Here is a 15,091-nt window from a genome sequence, read left to right on the forward strand (position 1 = left end):
GACCAGAACGCCCTGTTGCAACCCGCCATTTCCGTACGCAAGACGAGTCGAGCAAGCCATGAGTGATCTGGATCGTTATCTGCACGCCGCGACCCGCGACAACACCCGACGCAGTTACCGGGCGGCCATCGAGCATTTCGAGGTCACCTGGGGCGGGTTTCTGCCGGCGACCAGCGACAGCGTGGCGCGTTATCTGGTGGCGTATGCGGGGGAGTTATCGATCAACACCCTGAAGTTGCGGCTCTCGGCCCTGGCGCAGTGGCACAACAGCCAGGGTTTCGTCGACCCGACCAAGGCCCCGGTGGTGCGCCAGGTGTTCAAGGGCATTCGCGCGCTGCACCCGGCGCAGGAGAAACAGGCCGAGCCTTTGCAGTTGCAGCATCTGGAGCAGGTAATCGCCTGGCTGGAGCAGGAAGCCACCCAGGCCCGGCTCGATGACAACCAGCCGGCGCTGCTGCGGGCGCGGCGTGACAGCGCGCTGATTCTCCTGGGGTTCTGGCGTGGCTTTCGCAGCGACGAGTTGTGCCGGCTACGGGTCGAGCATGTGCAGGCGGTGGCGGGTTCCGGCATCAGCCTGTATCTGCCCCGCAGCAAGAGCGACCGCGACAACCTCGGCAAGACCTGGCACACCCCGGCGTTGCGCCGGCTGTGCCCGGTCCAGGCCTATATCGAGTGGATCAACGTCGCCGCCCTGGTGCGTGGCCCGGTGTTTCGTGGCATCGACCGCTGGGGCCATCTGGGCGAGGAGGGGCTGCACGCCAACAGTGTGATTCCGTTATTGCGCCAGGCACTGGAGCGCGCCGGGGTCGCCGCCGAGCAATACACCAGCCACTCCCTGCGCCGCGGTTTTGCCACCTGGGCCCATCGCAGCGGTTGGGACCTCAAGTCGCTGATGAGCTATGTCGGCTGGAAGGACATCAAGTCGGCCATGCGTTACGTCGAGGCCAGCCCGTTTCTCGGCATGGCCCTGACCCAGGAAAAGCCGGTCGGCGAGTAAATACGCATTTCTTCTATTAATACTGCGCGCTAATAGCCAAACCTAATCAGCAGCATCAGCTTTGCCAATGAGCCTTGGCTGGGAGCATTGGTTAGGATTCTCCCCATCAAGTTTTCAACCCAAGTTTTTACCCACTGATGGAGAATCACCGATGCCTATCATCAACAGCCAAGTCAAACCGTTCAAAGCAACCGCCTTCAAGAATGGCGAGTTCATCGAAGTGTCGGACGCCACCCTGAAAGGCAAATGGTCCGTCGTGTTCTTCTACCCGGCTGACTTCACCTTCGTTTGCCCAACCGAGCTGGAAGACCTGGCAGACAACTACGCCGAATTCCAGAAACTGGGCGTGGAAATCTACAGCGTTTCGACCGACACCCACTTCGCTCACGCTGCCTGGCACAACACTTCGCCAGCCATCGGCAAGATCCGCTACACCATGATCGGCGACCCGACCCTGGCTATCTCCCGCAACTTCGACGTGCTGATCGAAGAAGCCGGTCTGGCTGACCGTGGCACCTTCGTGATCAACCCTGAAGGCCAGATCAAGATCGTTGAAATCAACGACGGCGGTGTTGGTCGTGACGCTTCCGAGCTGCTGCGCAAGATCAAGGCCGCTCAATACGTCGCTGCCCACCCAGGCGAAGTCTGCCCAGCCAAGTGGAAAGAAGGCGAGGCTACCCTGGCTCCTTCCCTGGACCTGGTCGGCAAGATCTAAGCCTGTGACTCGCTACAGCAGGGCGGACCGCCGCACCTAAGTCAGCTGCACCGCCCTCAAGAACGCCCGGGCGAGATTCGCTCGGGCGTTTTTTTTCGATCTGAATAAAAGGAAATCGCCCGTATGTTGGACGCCAATCTTAAAGCCCAGTTGAAGTCATACCTGGAACGGGTCACCCAGCCGATCGAGATCGTTGCCTCTCTCGACGACGGTGCGAAATCCCAGGAAATGCTCGAATTGCTGAAAGACGTTGCCAGTCTTTCCAGCCAGATTACCTTGCTCGACAACGGTAGCGATGGGCGTAAACCATCGTTCTCGATCAATCGCCCGGGAAGCGACATCAGCCTGCGTTTCGCCGGTATCCCCATGGGCCACGAATTCACTTCCCTGGTGCTGGCCTTGCTGCAAGTCGGCGGCCACCCCTCGAAAGCCAGTGTCGAAGTGATCGAACAGATCCGCGCCCTCAAAGGCGAGTTCAACTTCGAGACTTACTTCTCGCTGTCCTGCCAGAACTGCCCGGACGTGGTCCAGGCGCTGAACCTGATGGCGGTGCTGAACCCGAACATCCGCCACGTCGCCATCGACGGCGCGCTGTTCCAGGACGAAGTCAACGATCGCAAGATCATGGCGGTCCCCAGTGTCTACCTCAATGGCGTGAACTTCGGCCAGGGCCGCATGGGCCTGGAAGAGATCCTCGGCAAGCTCGACACCGGGGCCATCGAGAAACAGGCGGAAAAAATCAGTGCCAAGGACGCCTTCGACGTCCTGGTGATCGGCGGTGGCCCGGCCGGTGCGTCGGCGGCGATCTACGCGGCCCGCAAAGGCATCCGTACCGGTGTCGCGGCCGAGCGTTTCGGCGGCCAGGTGCTGGACACCATGGCCATCGAGAACTTTGTCTCGGTCCAGGAAACCGAAGGGCCGAAACTGGCCAGCGCCCTGGAAGAGCACGTTCGCCAGTACGACGTCGACATCATGAACCTGCAGCGTGCCAGTGCGCTGGTGCCGGCCAAGGAAGTCGGCGGCCTGCATGAAGTGCGTTTCGAAAGCGGCGCGAGCCTCAAGGCCAAGTCGCTGATCCTGGCCACCGGTGCCCGCTGGCGCGAGATGGGTGTGCCCGGCGAGCAGGAATACAAGGCCAAGGGCGTGTGCTTCTGCCCGCACTGCGACGGTCCGCTGTTCAAGGGCAAGCGCGTGGCGGTGATCGGTGGCGGTAACTCGGGCGTCGAAGCGGCCATCGACCTGGCGGGTATCGTCAGCCACGTGACCCTGCTGGAGTTCGACAGCAAGTTGCGCGCCGATGCCGTGCTGCAACGCAAGCTGTACAGCCTGGCGAACGTCAACGTGATCACCAGTGCGCTGACCAGCGAAGTCAAGGGTGACGGCCAGAAGGTCACCGGCCTGGTGTACAAGGACCGCGATTCGGGCGAGTTCAACACCGTCGACCTGGAAGGTATCTTCGTGCAGATCGGTCTGCTGCCGAACACCGACTGGCTCAAGGGCACCGTCGAGCTGTCGCCTCGTGGCGAAATCATTGTCGATGCCCGTGGCGAGACTTCGCTGCCCGGCGTGTTTGCCGCCGGTGACGTGACCACCGTGCCGTACAAGCAGATCGTGATCGCGGTAGGCGAGGGCGCCAAGGCCTCGCTGAGCGCCTTCGACCACCTGATCCGCACCTCCGCGCCGGCCTGAGCCGACCGCGGAAAAAACAAAACCCCATGAGCCTTGGCTCATGGGGTTTTTTGTTGGTGGCTTCTGTAGGAGCGAAGCTTGCTCGCGATCAAGGATGACGCGCTGGATCAGCCAAGTCGCTGCCTACCGTGGGCGCGTCCCGCTCCCGCAGGAAGCGCAAGTTACAGCGGTGCCGGCTGGATGATTTCAACCCAGTAGCCGTCCGGGTCCTTGATAAAGGCCAGGCTCTTCATGCGGCCGTCGTTCAGGCGCTTCTGGAAATCGCAGCCCAGGGCTTCGAAGCGCTCGCAGGCGGCGACGATATCCGGCACCGAAATGCAGATATGGCCAAAGCCGCGCGGGTCGGTGTTGCCGTTGTGATAGGCGAAGTCCGCATCGTTCTCGGTGCCGTGGTTGTGGGTCAGCTCGAGGATGCCGGGGATCGACTTCATCCACTCGGTACGGGCCGCGGCGTCGGCCGGGATCTGCGCCTTGTCCACCAGGGCGAGGAAGTACAGGCTGAATTCGGCTTCGGGGAAGTCGCGTTTTTCCACCAGCGAGAAACCCAGGACCCGGGTGTAGAAGTCCAGGGACCTGGTGATGTCCTTGACCCGCAGCATGGTGTGGTTGAACACGAAGTTGGCGGTGGCGGTGTCAGGCTGGGCGGTTACGCCGGGGAAAGTATTGAGTTCGTGCAGGCTCATGGGCCCTCCGGAAAAGAAGTGGGCAAGAATACTCATGCTAATGAGCCCCTTGGCTTGCAGGGCTTCGGGCGTCCTTGCGGTCGGCCAATAATACGCAAGAGCGGCAGGGCGCACCAAACACAAAGCTACGAATCTGTTGCTCGATACTCGTGCCAGCCTCAGACTTCAAGGCTCGTCCCTTACGTGTTCATGACCATGCGCTTATCGTTCAAAACCCTGTGTCTGCTTGCACCCTGGCTTCTGGTTCCGGCCCTGGCCGAGGCGGCGGACCCGGTGATCACCTGGCCCAGCGGCTGGCAGATCGAAGAGTTGCCACAGGCGCAAGAACAACCGGCCAAGGTATTCCGCCAGCGCGCGGTGAAGAACGATGCCGGCGGCACGCCGCTGATGGTCATGGAGTTGACCATGACTCAAGTTGAAAGCGGACATCAGGTCAATCTGCAGGCGGTCTTGCTGGAAATGCGCAAGTCGGTGCAGAAGGACTTCGGGCGCGGCGGTTATCAAAGTGTATGCACGCGTATTCATGACACGACATTGAGTCGTCTGGTGGCGCTGGAAACCACTTGCACCATTACCGAAAACGGCCGTCATGTGTTGTCGCAAACACTGGTGGCGGCTGTCGATGGCGATAAGGCCTATGTATTGTCTTATGCCGGACAGGCTGCGATTTATGCCGAAAGCCAAGAGGAAATCCGAGGGGTGCGAAGTAGCCTGAAACTTTAGTGGAGGGGGGCGATTGTCCTACGTCGATCGGCGTGGTTCGCGCCTTTGAACTAAGTACAAAGTTGTAGGATCAAGCAGGGGGATTGGTAGGCAGGTGCAGTTCCGACTGGGTGTTTATGGCCGCTCAGGCAATCTAGGGGTTGCAACTTATTCGATTTCGAAACAAAGAGCCTTGGCTTAAAGGTAAAGACCCTGCATTGGCAGGGTCTTTTATATACATCGGTTGCTTAACCGCGCAGCCAGGAATCTACAGTGGCGGCGCCGTACTGTTCTTTCCAGGCTTTAAGGCCACGGTGATTGCCGCCCTTGGTTTCGATCAACTCGCCGGTGTGCGGGTTCTGGTAAACCTTGACCACGCGTGCACGACGGGTTTTCGGCGCGCCCGAGAGCGGCAGAGCGGATTTGCCCGGATTAGGATCGAGAATGGCGATAATGTCGCGCAGGCTTTTGCCGTAGGTCTTCATCAGGCCCTGGAGCTTTTCTTCGAACTCGATTTCTTTCTTGAGTCCGGCGTCGTTCTTCAGGGATTCCAGCTGGGCGAGCTGTTCTTGAAGGGCCTTTTCTGCTGCACGAAATTCAGCGAGTCTGGACAATATCTTTACTCCAATAGTGTATTTGGCTGATACCAACCGCAAACAAAGCTATAAGCCAAGAGCCTTAGAACGACTCGATTATAATGGCCCACCTGTGAATCTTGTACAGGCTTGAAAAATTGTAGTAGTTAATCTGGCGCAAGTAAATCATGTCGTTGTTGATGCACGCAATTTGTCATTTTCTGATTCAAATTGGTGCGCGAAACAATTACCGAGTTCAATAAATCTTCATGAAAAATGGCTATTTAGTGGCGCGCCAGTGCTTGTAGGAATTCTTCCCCGGGCATTGGCCTGCCGAATAAGTAGCCCTGCAGGAAGTCGACGCCATGGGCGGCCAGATAGTCCTGTTGTTCCACTGTTTCCACGCCCTCGGCGACTATCCCCAGTTCGAGCTTGCCCGAGAGTTCGATGATGCTGTCGAGTATGTGCCGGGACAGGGCATCGACTCCAATCATGGCCACGAAGCTCTGGTCGATCTTCAGGTAATCGACATTGAACTTGCGCAAGTAACCCAGGCTTGAATGGCCGGTACCGAAGTCGTCGATGGCGATCATTACCCCCAACTTGTGCAGTTCCTCGAACAGGCTGTGGGTGATCGCGGTCGGTTCTATCAGTTCGCGTTCGGTCAGTTCCAGGACCAGTCTTACCTTGCCTGGCGGGAACATGCCGAGAAACTGCCGGCAGTCCTCCAGCAACTCCAGGTCCTGGCAATGGCTGGCGGTGATATTGATACCGATATGAAAGTCGTCGATGAAGGCCGGGGCGTGGGGCGCCAGCAGCAGGGCGGTCTGCTGCATCAGCGAACGGGTCATGGGCACGATCAGGCCGGAGTGCTCGGCGAAGGGAATGAACAGGTCCGGACGCACCAGGCCTTCCCGGGGATGTTTCCAGCGCATCAGCACTTCGATGCCGGCCCACTGTTTCGTGTCGCCGCGCACCACGGGCTGGAAGTACGGGATGAACTCCGCCGCTTCCAGGGCGCGCTGCAGTTCATGGCTGGGCGACGACGAGCGTTTTTGCAGCCAGTGGCCAAGGGCCGCCGCCAGCACCCCGAAGAAGATCAACAGGCTGAACAGGGCAGGGTACTGGGACTTCATGTAGAGCCAGATATCGCCCTCGGGAAACCCCGCATTGACGCTGTAGGGGTAGCGCGAAGAGGCCATCTGATAAGGGGTGACTGGGGGCGGCGGAGCGATGGATTCATGGACCTGGCCATCGTCGGCCAGCCAGTAGGGGCCGACTTGCAGTTGCAGTTCGGCAAAGCGGCTGATCAGGCGCAAGGCGTTGCTCAGGTGATAGCCGTCGATGGTGGCCAGGACCGCGCGTTCACCCTCTTGCAGGCGATAGACCAGTAGCGCGGTATTGGGCGTGACCTGATTGCCGTCCATCAACCACAGCTTACCGTCGACATAGTCCGCCGGGTCCAGTAGGAACGAGGATTGGCCGAGCAGCGAGCTGCAGTAATTGTCATTGCGCCACACCAGATTGGTCGAGCGCACGAACGGGCGGCGGGTCACCTGTTCGCGCAGGGCCAGTTGCCGGAAGTCGTCGCAGGGCTGGCCGACTTGCGCCATCAGTGCCCGGGCGGCGAGGTCGGCGTTATCGAGCATCAGGTCGAACTGGCGGATCGCTTCCTCGGCAGTCTGCTGGCTGCTGTGAGTCAGCGCGCGCTCGGCCTGCATATAAAGGATCGCCACGCCCAGCACCACCGGCAGCAAGCCGATCAGCAGGGTTCGCAGGTTGCGGGTGGAGCGTTTCAACGGGCCTTTGGCGGTCAATGGCATGGAGGAAAAACCTGTGGCGAAGTGGGGGCCAGAGAACGCTCAAAAGCCGCTGGGCGGTATGGCGGCAGGTCCGGCGGCATCCGGTCCATGGGCATGATAGACGGCGCCTCCGGGTTGCGCTCAGTCACCGCGATACAGACTCCGTGCCTGCTCGATAAAGGCCAGGGTCGCTGGTGACGCTTGCCGCCGGTCCAGCACCGCCAGCCCTACCTGGCGCCGGGCGGGAGGTGACAGCGGCTTGATCTGATAGCGCGGGTCGCTGGCCTCGGGCAGCGACAATTGTGCGACCAGGGTCAGGGCCTCGCCGCGGGCCACGGTCTCCAGGGTGCTGAGCAGTTGCGAGCTGCGATAGCGGATGTTGGGGCTGAGCCTGGCCGCGAGGAACAGCCGGGAAACCAGCTCGGCGGAACCGGCCTCGGTGAGGATGAACGGGTCGTCGCACAGCTCGGCGAGACTCACCGAGTCCTTGCTGGCCAGCCCATGCTGGCTGGGGATCAGCGCCACCATCTGGTCTTCCACCAGGGCGAAGCAGTCGAAGCGTTCCTGGGGCAGTACCACGAAGCCGATATCGATGCGCCGCTCCTCCAGCCATTGCAGTACCTGGCGGTCGGGCCCCTCGTCGATGTGCACCTCGATACCGGGATGGGCCTGGCGGTAACGCTGGAGGATCGCCGGCAGCAGTTTCATTGATGAGGTCGGGCCGAACGAGCCGATGCGCAAGGTGCCGCGTTTCATGCCGCGGGCATCGGCGGCTTCCTGTTCCATGGTGGCGGCCAGGCCGAGGATGGCACGGGCCCGCAGCAACAATTGCTGGCCGATATCAGTGAGCTCCACCAGCGATTGATGCCGGCGGATCAGCTCGACCCCCAACTCCTGCTCCAGGGACTTGAGCGCGTGGGACACCGCGGACTGGCTGATACCCAGCCGGCTGGCGGCGCTGGTGAAACCGCGCAGCTCGGCCACCAGGGAGAAGATCTGCAGTTGGCTCAGGGTCATGAGTAAAAGCTCATTTTACGATGATCAGGCATTAGTCGAAGAATACCCGAACCTTCCTTTATCCGCGCCTCGGGGTCTTATGAAAACTGTCGATCAAACCTGTGCCGGGCCTTCCGATTGGCCGGTGTATTGCAAACTGGCGGCGGTCACCATGATCTGGGGCGGCACCTTCGTCGCCGGACGCCTGTTGGCCGGCACCCTGGAGCCTTTGCTGGCCGCCAGCCTGCGCTTTCTCCTGGCCAGCCTGGCCTTGCTGTTGTTCATGGCGATCGCCCGGATTGCCCTGGTGCGCCCGAGCCTGGCGCAGTTCGCCCAGCTGGCGCTGCTGGGGTTTTTCGGGATCTTCTTCTACAACCTGTGTTTCTTCGAGGGCCTACAGTCGATCAATGCCTCGCGTGCCTCGTTGATCGTCGCCCTCAATCCGGCAGTGATCGCCCTGGCGTCCTGGGCGCTGTTCAAGGAGCGCTTGAGTGGCGCCAAGCTGTTCGGCATTGCCTTGTGCCTGGGTGGAGCGGGGGTGGTGATCCTCAGCCGCGATCCGGGGGCCTTGTCCAGCGGGCCGGGCAGTTGGCGCGGGGACCTGCTGATTTTCGGCTGCGTGCTGGGCTGGGGCGTCTATTCGTTGTTTTCGCGCACCCTGAACCAGACCCTGGGCCCGTTGCAGACCGTGACCTATTCGATCCTGCTGGGCACGGCAATGCTCTGCAGCACCGCGGCCCTGCGCGGCGAGGTACGGCTCGAAGCGCTGGTGAGCCTGACCCTGGAGCAGGGCCTGAGCCTGCTGTACCTCGGCGTGCTGGGTTCGGCCCTGGCTTACATCTGGTATTACGACGGCCTGCGCAAGATCGGTGCGACCCGCTCGGGGGTGTTTATCGCGCTCAATCCGCTGACCGCGGTGATCCTAGGCGCGCTGCTGCTGGAGGAACGCCTGAGCCTGGCCATGTGCCTGGGCGGCGGGTTGATCCTGTGGGGCATTTACCAGTGCAACAAACCCCTTGCGGGCCTGGAAAAAAAGCGGATTTTATAGAGAGTGCGGACAAACAGTTTTACGCTGTGTAGAATCTGGTTACGCATACAATAATAAAGTCTTCTGGCAGCAGAAGCCTCGCCCCCCAGCCGGTAAGACAAGGGTCGACATGAAGATTCTCGGGTTTCAACTGATTTACGGTGATTTCCTCGCGCGCAGCGTGCGGGGCATCTCTTGCGCGCCACCTGCCTTCCTCAGCATTGCCAGCCACTGACGATCCGTTAATTCCAAAAGCAATGATGAGGCGCCAAACCATGGCAGATATCTTCGAAAACCCGATGGGCCTGATGGGCTTTGAATTCATCGAATTCGCATCGCCGACCCCCAATACCCTCGAGCCGATCTTCGAGATCATGGGTTTCAGCAAAGTCGCGACCCACCGCTCCAAAGACGTGCACCTGTATCGCCAGGGCGCGATCAACCTGATCCTCAACAACGAGCCCCACAGCGTCGCTTCGTACTTCGCCGCCGAGCACGGTCCGTCGGTGTGCGGCATGGCGTTCCGCGTCAAGGATTCGCAAAAGGCCTACAAGCGTGCCCTGGAACTCGGCGCCCAGCCGATCCACATCGAAACCGGTCCGATGGAACTGAACCTGCCGGCGATCAAAGGCATCGGCGGCGCGCCGCTGTACCTGATCGACCGCTTCGGCGAAGGCAGCTCGATCTATGACATCGACTTCGTGTTCCTGGAAGGCGTCGACCGTCATCCAAAAGGCGCCGGCCTGAAGATCATCGACCACCTGACCCACAACGTGTACCGCGGGCGCATGGCTTACTGGGCCGGCTTCTACGAGAAGCTGTTCAACTTCCGCGAGATCCGTTACTTCGACATCAAGGGCGAATACACCGGCCTGACCTCCAAGGCCATGACCGCGCCCGATGGCATGATCCGCATCCCGCTGAACGAAGAGTCGTCCAAGGGCGCGGGGCAGATCGAAGAGTTCCTGATGCAGTTCAACGGCGAGGGCATCCAGCACGTGGCCTTCCTCACCGACGACCTGATCAAGACCTGGGATCAGTTGAAGAAGATCGGCATGCGCTTCATGACCGCGCCACCGGATACCTACTACGAAATGCTCGAAGGCCGCCTGCCGAACCACGGCGAGCCGGTGAGCGAGCTGCAGTCGCGGGGCATCCTGCTGGACGGCTCCTCGGAAGAGGGCGACAAGCGCCTGCTGCTGCAGATCTTCTCGGAAACCCTGATGGGCCCGGTGTTCTTCGAATTCATCCAGCGTAAAGGCGACGATGGTTTCGGCGAAGGCAACTTCAAGGCGCTGTTCGAATCGATCGAGCGCGACCAGGTCCGTCGTGGCGTGCTGTCCACCGACTAAGTCGCGGCCTGCCTGACAATCGAGCCCGGTCGGGGCATTCTCGACCGGGCTTTTTCTTGCCTGTCGGTTGGCGATTGTGAATGTGTTAATGTTCGGTCTTTGTGACGCTCCGCGTCGCCATCCAGCCCTGTGAACGACCCGCACATGACCAACCCAAGACCTTCCCTGACATTGACCCTGCTCCAGGCCCGCGAAGCGGCCATGGCGTTTTTTCGCCCATCCCTCAACCAGCACGACCTGACCGAGCAGCAGTGGCGGGTGATCCGCATCCTGCGCCAGAACGGCGAACTGGAAAGTCATCAACTGGCGAAAATGGCTTGCATCCTGCCTCCGAGCATGACCGGTGTGCTGACCCGCCTGGAGCGCGACGAATATGTCAGCCGGCGCAAATCCCCCGAGGACCAGCGCCGCCTGTTCATCACCCTGACGGAAAAGGGCGAGGCCTGTTTCGAGTCCATGAGCGGCGACATGGAAATCAACTACCAGCGCATCCAACAGCAGTTCGGCGAGGAGAAGATGCAGGCCTTGCTGGCCCTGCTCAACGAACTGAAGCAGATCAAACCCTGACCCATCTTCCGTAGGAGCGAGGCTTGCCCGCGATGCCGACAACTCGGAGCAACAGGTGATCCGCGTCGCATTCATCGCGAGCAAGCTTCGCTCCTACAACAGCAACAGCAACAGCAACAGCAACAGCCGCATCAGCTTCTGCGCTGGCGCATCAAGTGCTTGAACCCCTCGTACACCAGCACCAGCACCGCCAGCCAGATCGGCAGGTAGGTCAGCCATTCCCCGGCCTTGATGCTTTCCCCCAGCAGCAGGGCCACGGCCAGCAGCAACACCGGTTCGACATAGCTCAACAAGCCGAACAGGCTGAAGGGCAGCAGACGGCTGGCGATGATATAGGCCACCAGCGCCGAAGCACTGATCAACCCCAGCAACGGAATCAGCAGGTACAGCCAGGGGTGTTGATCGACCACGGCAAAACCCTGCTCGCCGCCTTGCACGAACCACAGCGCGATCGGCAACAGCAGGGCCATATCGAGCCACAGGCCGCCCAGGTTGTCGGCGGCCAGGCGTTTACGCAGCACGAAATAGACGGGATAACCGATGGCCACCACGAGCGTCGCCCAGGAAAAACTGCCCACCTGATACAACTCGTTGAGCACCCCCAGGGTCGCCAGGCCGGCGGCGATCTTTTGCAGCCGCGACAGCTGTTCGCCGTAGACGATGCGCCCGGTCAGGACCATGGTCAGCGGCAGCAAAAAATACCCCAGCGACACGTCCAGGCTGTAGCCATTCAACGGTGCCCACATGAACAGCCACAGCTGCACCCCGAGCAGCGCCGCGGACAGCGGCAGCGCCAGCAGCAGAAGCGGTTGGCCCAGCAGTCTCTTGAGGATGGCGCCGACATGCCGCCATTCGCCGCTCACCAGCATGAATACCGTCATGCATGGGGCGGTAAGCAGCATGCGCCAGCCGAAAATCTCCACCCCGGTCAGCGGGGCCAGCAAGGAGGTGTAGAAATACATGACGGCAAACAGCACCGACGCCAAGACCGATAGAGCAATACCTTTAGACAAGCTGTCCTCGTGTGACCTGAACCAGGCAAATGGGATGGAGGGAAAAACTGCGGGGAATATAGAGGGTTTGGCGCGAGACGTTTACTCGGATTTATCGCAAGTTACGGGAAAATATCCCGTTTGCCGCCACTGACCGGCAGCGCGGCAGCAGGTGGCCCGCGGAAGGGGCCACCGCTGTGGGGGAGGTCAGCGTGGCGTGCGTCCGGAGACGAAGTGGCTGACGTCGTTGAAGCCCGGGGTCGAGGCATGCCCCGGAGTGACCAGCGAATCGATGAAGGCTTCATCCTCGGCGCTGATCTTCACGTCCAGCGCCTTGGTGTAGGCGTCCCACTGTTCCTCGGTGCGCGGGCCGACGATTGCTGAGCTGACCGCGGCATTGTTCAGCACCCAGGCGATGGCGAACTCGACCATGCCGACCCCACGGCCCTGGGTGTACTGCTGGATCTGCTGGGCGATGCGCAGCGACTCGACGCGCCATTCGGTTTCCAGGATGCGTTTGTCCTGGCGCCCGGCGCGGCTGTTGCTGTCGGGGGCGACATCCGGCGCGTACTTGCCGCTGAGCACGCCACGGGCCAGCGGGCTGTAGGGCACCACGCCGAGCCCGTAGGCCTGGGCCGCGGTGATCTGTTCGGTCTCGGCCTGGCGGTTGACGATGTTGTACAGCGGTTGGCTGATCACCGGTCGGTCGACGCCGAGCCGGTCGGCGACGCGGATCACCTCGGCGATGCGCCAGCCGCGGTAGTTGGACAGGCCCCAGTAGCGGATCTTGCCCTGGCGCAGGAGGTCGCCGATGGCCGACACCGTGACTTCCAGCGGCGTGTTGTGGTCTTCGCGGTGCAGGTAGTAGATGTCGATGTAATCGGTGCCCAGGCGGGTCAGGCTGGCGTCGATGCCATTGAACATGTGCTTGCGGCTCAGGCCGCTGCGGTTGGGCACGCCATCGACGGGGCCGAAGCCGACCTTGGTCGCCAGCACCCATTGGTCACGCTGGCTGGCGATGGCTTCGCCGACGATCTCTTCGGAGCGGCCGCTGGTGTAGACGTCGGCGGTGTCGATGAAATTGATGCCCTGGTCCCAGGCCTTGTCGATGATGCGCAGGGAGTCCTCAGTACTGGTCTGTTCGCCGAACATCATGGTGCCGAGGGTCAGGGGGGACACGTGCAGCCCGGAATGGCCGAGGATGCGATAGCTCATGTACGAAATCCTTGTGCGTGAGGTAAGGCCGGCGCGACAACGGCCAGCGACCGGTCATGGGACGCCCATCAAATACCAGAACGGGCGTAGGGGGCAATCTGAATTATCCGGCCAGCAACTGGCAGCGGGCCTGCAAAAAGCGTTGCAGTACCTTCACCCGTTCCGAGACCTGCAAACGGTGCGGGCACAGCAGGTTGAGCGGCACGCTTTCGCCTTGCCAGTCGCCGAGCAGGGGTACCAGGCGCCCGGCGCGGATATCGCTGGCCACATCCAGCCAGGCCTTGTAGGCGATGCCATGGCCGGCCAGGGCCCAGCGCCGCGCCACTTCGCCGTCGTCGCTGAGGTAGTCGCCGCGCACCTGGACCTCCTGCACCTCGCCGTCGCGGCTGAAATGCCAGCTGTTGTAGGGGCGACCATTGCGCAGATAGATCAGAGCACTGTGCTCGCCCAGTTCGGCGGGCGTCTGCGGGGTGCCGTGGCGCGCCAGGTAATCGGGGCTGGCACAAGCCAGCCGGTGATGCCGCGGCAGGATCGGCAGCGCCACCAGGCTGGAATCGCTGGGCACGCCGAAGCGCAGGGCGATGTCGACGGTTTCGCGGAACAGGTCGCTGTGCCGGTCGTTGAGCAACAGTTGCAGGCGGATATGCGGGTGTTCGCGCTTGAAGTCGTCCAGCCAGGGCAGCAGCAGGTTGCGCCCGAAGTCCGACGGCGCCGCCAGTTGCAGCACGCCGCTGAGGCCCTGGCTCTGTTGCTTCAGCGCCTGTTCGCCCTCCGCCAGGGCCGCCAGCGCCACGCGCACGCTGTCCAGGTAGCGCCGGCCTTCTTCGGTAAGGCGCATGCTGCGGGTCGAACGCGCCAGCAAACGCATGCCCAGGCGGGTTTCCAGGCGCTTGAGGGCGATGCTGGCGGCGGCGGGGGTCAATTCCAGGCTGCGGGCGGCGGCGGAAATGCTGCCGGAATCGGCGGTACGGACGAAGACCTCAAGGTCGAGAATCGAGCTCATTGCTAAAAATCCTTTAAAGATCCTTGCGTTTTACCGGGATTTTTCCTCGATTATCAAGCTGAGAATATGCAGTCACTTCCATCGCACCAGGGTGACCCCATGAAAACGCTCAGTACGTTCTTGCCGGATCGCTCCGCCGTCATCGGTGGTGGAGGTGTGTCATGACCTGGCACTTCGACCATCTGGCCTTCAACACCGCCGAGGGCGATGCCTTGCAGCAGGCATTCCAGGCCCTGCTCGGGCTGCAGGCTGGACGGCGCCCGCCGTTTCCCTTTCCCGGACGCTGGCTGTACCAGGACGGGCAGGCGCTGGTGCACGTGATCGAGCAACCGACTTTCGCCGAGACCGCGCTTAGCCATATCGCCTTCAGGACCGAGGAGGATGCCGCGCAGGTATTGCAGCGGGTCCAGGCCAGCGGCCTGCCGCATCAGGTGGCGCAAGTACCGCAGGACGGCACCTGGCAGATTTTCGTGCGGATACCGGGTGGCCTGGTACTGGAACTGGACGCACCGGCGAGCCCCGACCTGCATCCGGGGTATCGCTATGCGGCGGATGGCGGCGCGCCGGCCTGAAACATGGCCGCGCCAATACGGGGGTCGCAAGCATCTGGTCCGTCAGCGCAGAAGCCGAAACTGTAGCCGCTGCCGCAGGCTGCGATCGAGGCCGCAGGACTCGCCATCAGCCATGACGCGGTCTGTCAGCAAAACGGCTTCTCTCCAGTCACGGCTGCTTCGCACGGAGTGCCGCCCAAACCGATCGCAGCCTGCGGCAGCGGC

Annotated in this window: 15 protein-coding genes; 8 read left to right on the plus strand and 7 right to left on the minus strand. The window is 61.6% G+C overall.

What is annotated here, in order from left to right; genetic code table 11:
* The first annotated feature begins 58 nt into the window (after positions 1 to 58).
* From J4E58_RS07255 to ahpF, 3 genes are all read left to right on the plus strand, one after another.
* Positions 59 to 997, plus strand: coding sequence for a site-specific integrase (locus tag J4E58_RS07255; protein WP_102673004.1), 939 nt, complete (start codon positions 59 to 61; stop codon positions 995 to 997).
* Positions 998 to 1,148: 151 nt separating this feature from the next.
* Positions 1,149 to 1,712: an alkyl hydroperoxide reductase subunit C gene (gene ahpC / locus J4E58_RS07260; protein ID WP_007921754.1), complete on the plus strand. Its 564-nt coding sequence runs from the start codon at positions 1,149 to 1,151 to the stop codon at positions 1,710 to 1,712.
* A gap of 123 nt (positions 1,713 to 1,835) precedes the next feature.
* Entirely contained in the window at positions 1,836 to 3,401 is a 1,566-nt protein-coding gene (gene ahpF, locus J4E58_RS07265; RefSeq protein WP_087090559.1) for an alkyl hydroperoxide reductase subunit F, read from the plus strand.
* A gap of 161 nt (positions 3,402 to 3,562) precedes the next feature.
* Here ahpF and gloA read toward each other — a convergent pair whose 3' ends face one another.
* Entirely contained in the window at positions 3,563 to 4,084 is a 522-nt protein-coding gene (gene gloA, locus J4E58_RS07270; protein WP_007921757.1) for a lactoylglutathione lyase, read from the minus strand.
* A 195-nt stretch (positions 4,085 to 4,279) separates the two neighbouring features.
* Here gloA and J4E58_RS07275 point away from each other — a divergent pair, with 195 nt between their 5' ends.
* Positions 4,280 to 4,807, plus strand: a complete 528-nt coding sequence (locus tag J4E58_RS07275; protein WP_087091159.1) for a DUF4946 domain-containing protein — start codon at positions 4,280 to 4,282, stop codon at positions 4,805 to 4,807.
* Positions 4,808 to 5,034: 227 nt separating this feature from the next.
* Here J4E58_RS07275 and J4E58_RS07280 read toward each other — a convergent pair whose 3' ends face one another.
* The 3 genes from J4E58_RS07280 to J4E58_RS07290 all read right to left on the minus strand — a co-directional run bounded on the left by J4E58_RS07280 (position 5,035) and on the right by J4E58_RS07290 (position 8,180).
* Positions 5,035 to 5,400, minus strand: coding sequence for a histone-like nucleoid-structuring protein, MvaT/MvaU family (locus J4E58_RS07280; RefSeq protein ID WP_007921761.1), 366 nt, complete (start codon positions 5,398 to 5,400; stop codon positions 5,035 to 5,037).
* Positions 5,401 to 5,645: 245 nt separating this feature from the next.
* On the minus strand, positions 5,646 to 7,184 hold the full coding sequence (locus J4E58_RS07285; RefSeq protein ID WP_087090561.1) for an EAL domain-containing protein: 1,539 nt from the start codon (positions 7,182 to 7,184) through the stop codon (positions 5,646 to 5,648).
* Positions 7,185 to 7,304: 120 nt separating this feature from the next.
* Positions 7,305 to 8,180 carry a LysR family transcriptional regulator gene (locus J4E58_RS07290; protein ID WP_087090563.1) on the minus strand — a complete coding sequence of 292 codons (876 nt, stop codon included), beginning with the start codon at positions 8,178 to 8,180 and terminating at the stop codon, positions 7,305 to 7,307.
* A gap of 79 nt (positions 8,181 to 8,259) precedes the next feature.
* Between J4E58_RS07290 and J4E58_RS07295 the strand changes: the two genes are divergently transcribed.
* The 3 genes from J4E58_RS07295 (at position 8,260) to hpaR (ending at position 11,105) form a co-directional block, all read left to right on the plus strand.
* A complete protein-coding gene (locus J4E58_RS07295; protein ID WP_087090565.1) occupies positions 8,260 to 9,207 on the plus strand; it encodes a DMT family transporter in 948 nt (315 codons plus the stop codon).
* Between the two features lie 254 nt (positions 9,208 to 9,461).
* Positions 9,462 to 10,538: a 4-hydroxyphenylpyruvate dioxygenase gene (gene hppD / locus J4E58_RS07300; protein WP_087090567.1), complete on the plus strand. Its 1,077-nt coding sequence runs from the start codon at positions 9,462 to 9,464 to the stop codon at positions 10,536 to 10,538.
* 144 nt (positions 10,539 to 10,682) lie between these two features.
* Positions 10,683 to 11,105, plus strand: a complete 423-nt coding sequence (gene hpaR, locus J4E58_RS07305) for a homoprotocatechuate degradation operon regulator HpaR (protein ID WP_007921772.1) — start codon at positions 10,683 to 10,685, stop codon at positions 11,103 to 11,105.
* A gap of 131 nt (positions 11,106 to 11,236) precedes the next feature.
* Here the strand turns inward: hpaR and rarD are convergent, their stop codons facing one another.
* The 3 genes from rarD to J4E58_RS07320 all read right to left on the minus strand — a co-directional run bounded on the left by rarD (position 11,237) and on the right by J4E58_RS07320 (position 14,315).
* Positions 11,237 to 12,118, minus strand: coding sequence for an EamA family transporter RarD (rarD, locus tag J4E58_RS07310; RefSeq protein ID WP_009044210.1), 882 nt, complete (start codon positions 12,116 to 12,118; stop codon positions 11,237 to 11,239).
* A 186-nt stretch (positions 12,119 to 12,304) separates the two neighbouring features.
* Positions 12,305 to 13,312 (minus strand): aldo/keto reductase, encoded by a 1,008-nt coding sequence (locus tag J4E58_RS07315; RefSeq protein ID WP_087090569.1) that lies wholly within the window; start codon positions 13,310 to 13,312, stop codon positions 12,305 to 12,307.
* Between the two features lie 103 nt (positions 13,313 to 13,415).
* Complete coding sequence (locus tag J4E58_RS07320) at positions 13,416 to 14,315, minus strand: LysR family transcriptional regulator (protein ID WP_087090571.1); 900 nt, start codon at positions 14,313 to 14,315, stop codon at positions 13,416 to 13,418.
* Positions 14,316 to 14,476: 161 nt separating this feature from the next.
* Here J4E58_RS07320 and J4E58_RS07325 point away from each other — a divergent pair, with 161 nt between their 5' ends.
* Positions 14,477 to 14,887, plus strand: a complete 411-nt coding sequence (locus J4E58_RS07325) for a hypothetical protein (RefSeq protein WP_007921777.1) — start codon at positions 14,477 to 14,479, stop codon at positions 14,885 to 14,887.
* Positions 14,888 to 15,091: the final 204 nt, after the last annotated feature.

The organism is Pseudomonas sp. FW305-25 (assembly GCF_017351415.1).
GTDB lineage: Bacteria > Pseudomonadota > Gammaproteobacteria > Pseudomonadales > Pseudomonadaceae > Aquipseudomonas > Aquipseudomonas chlororaphis.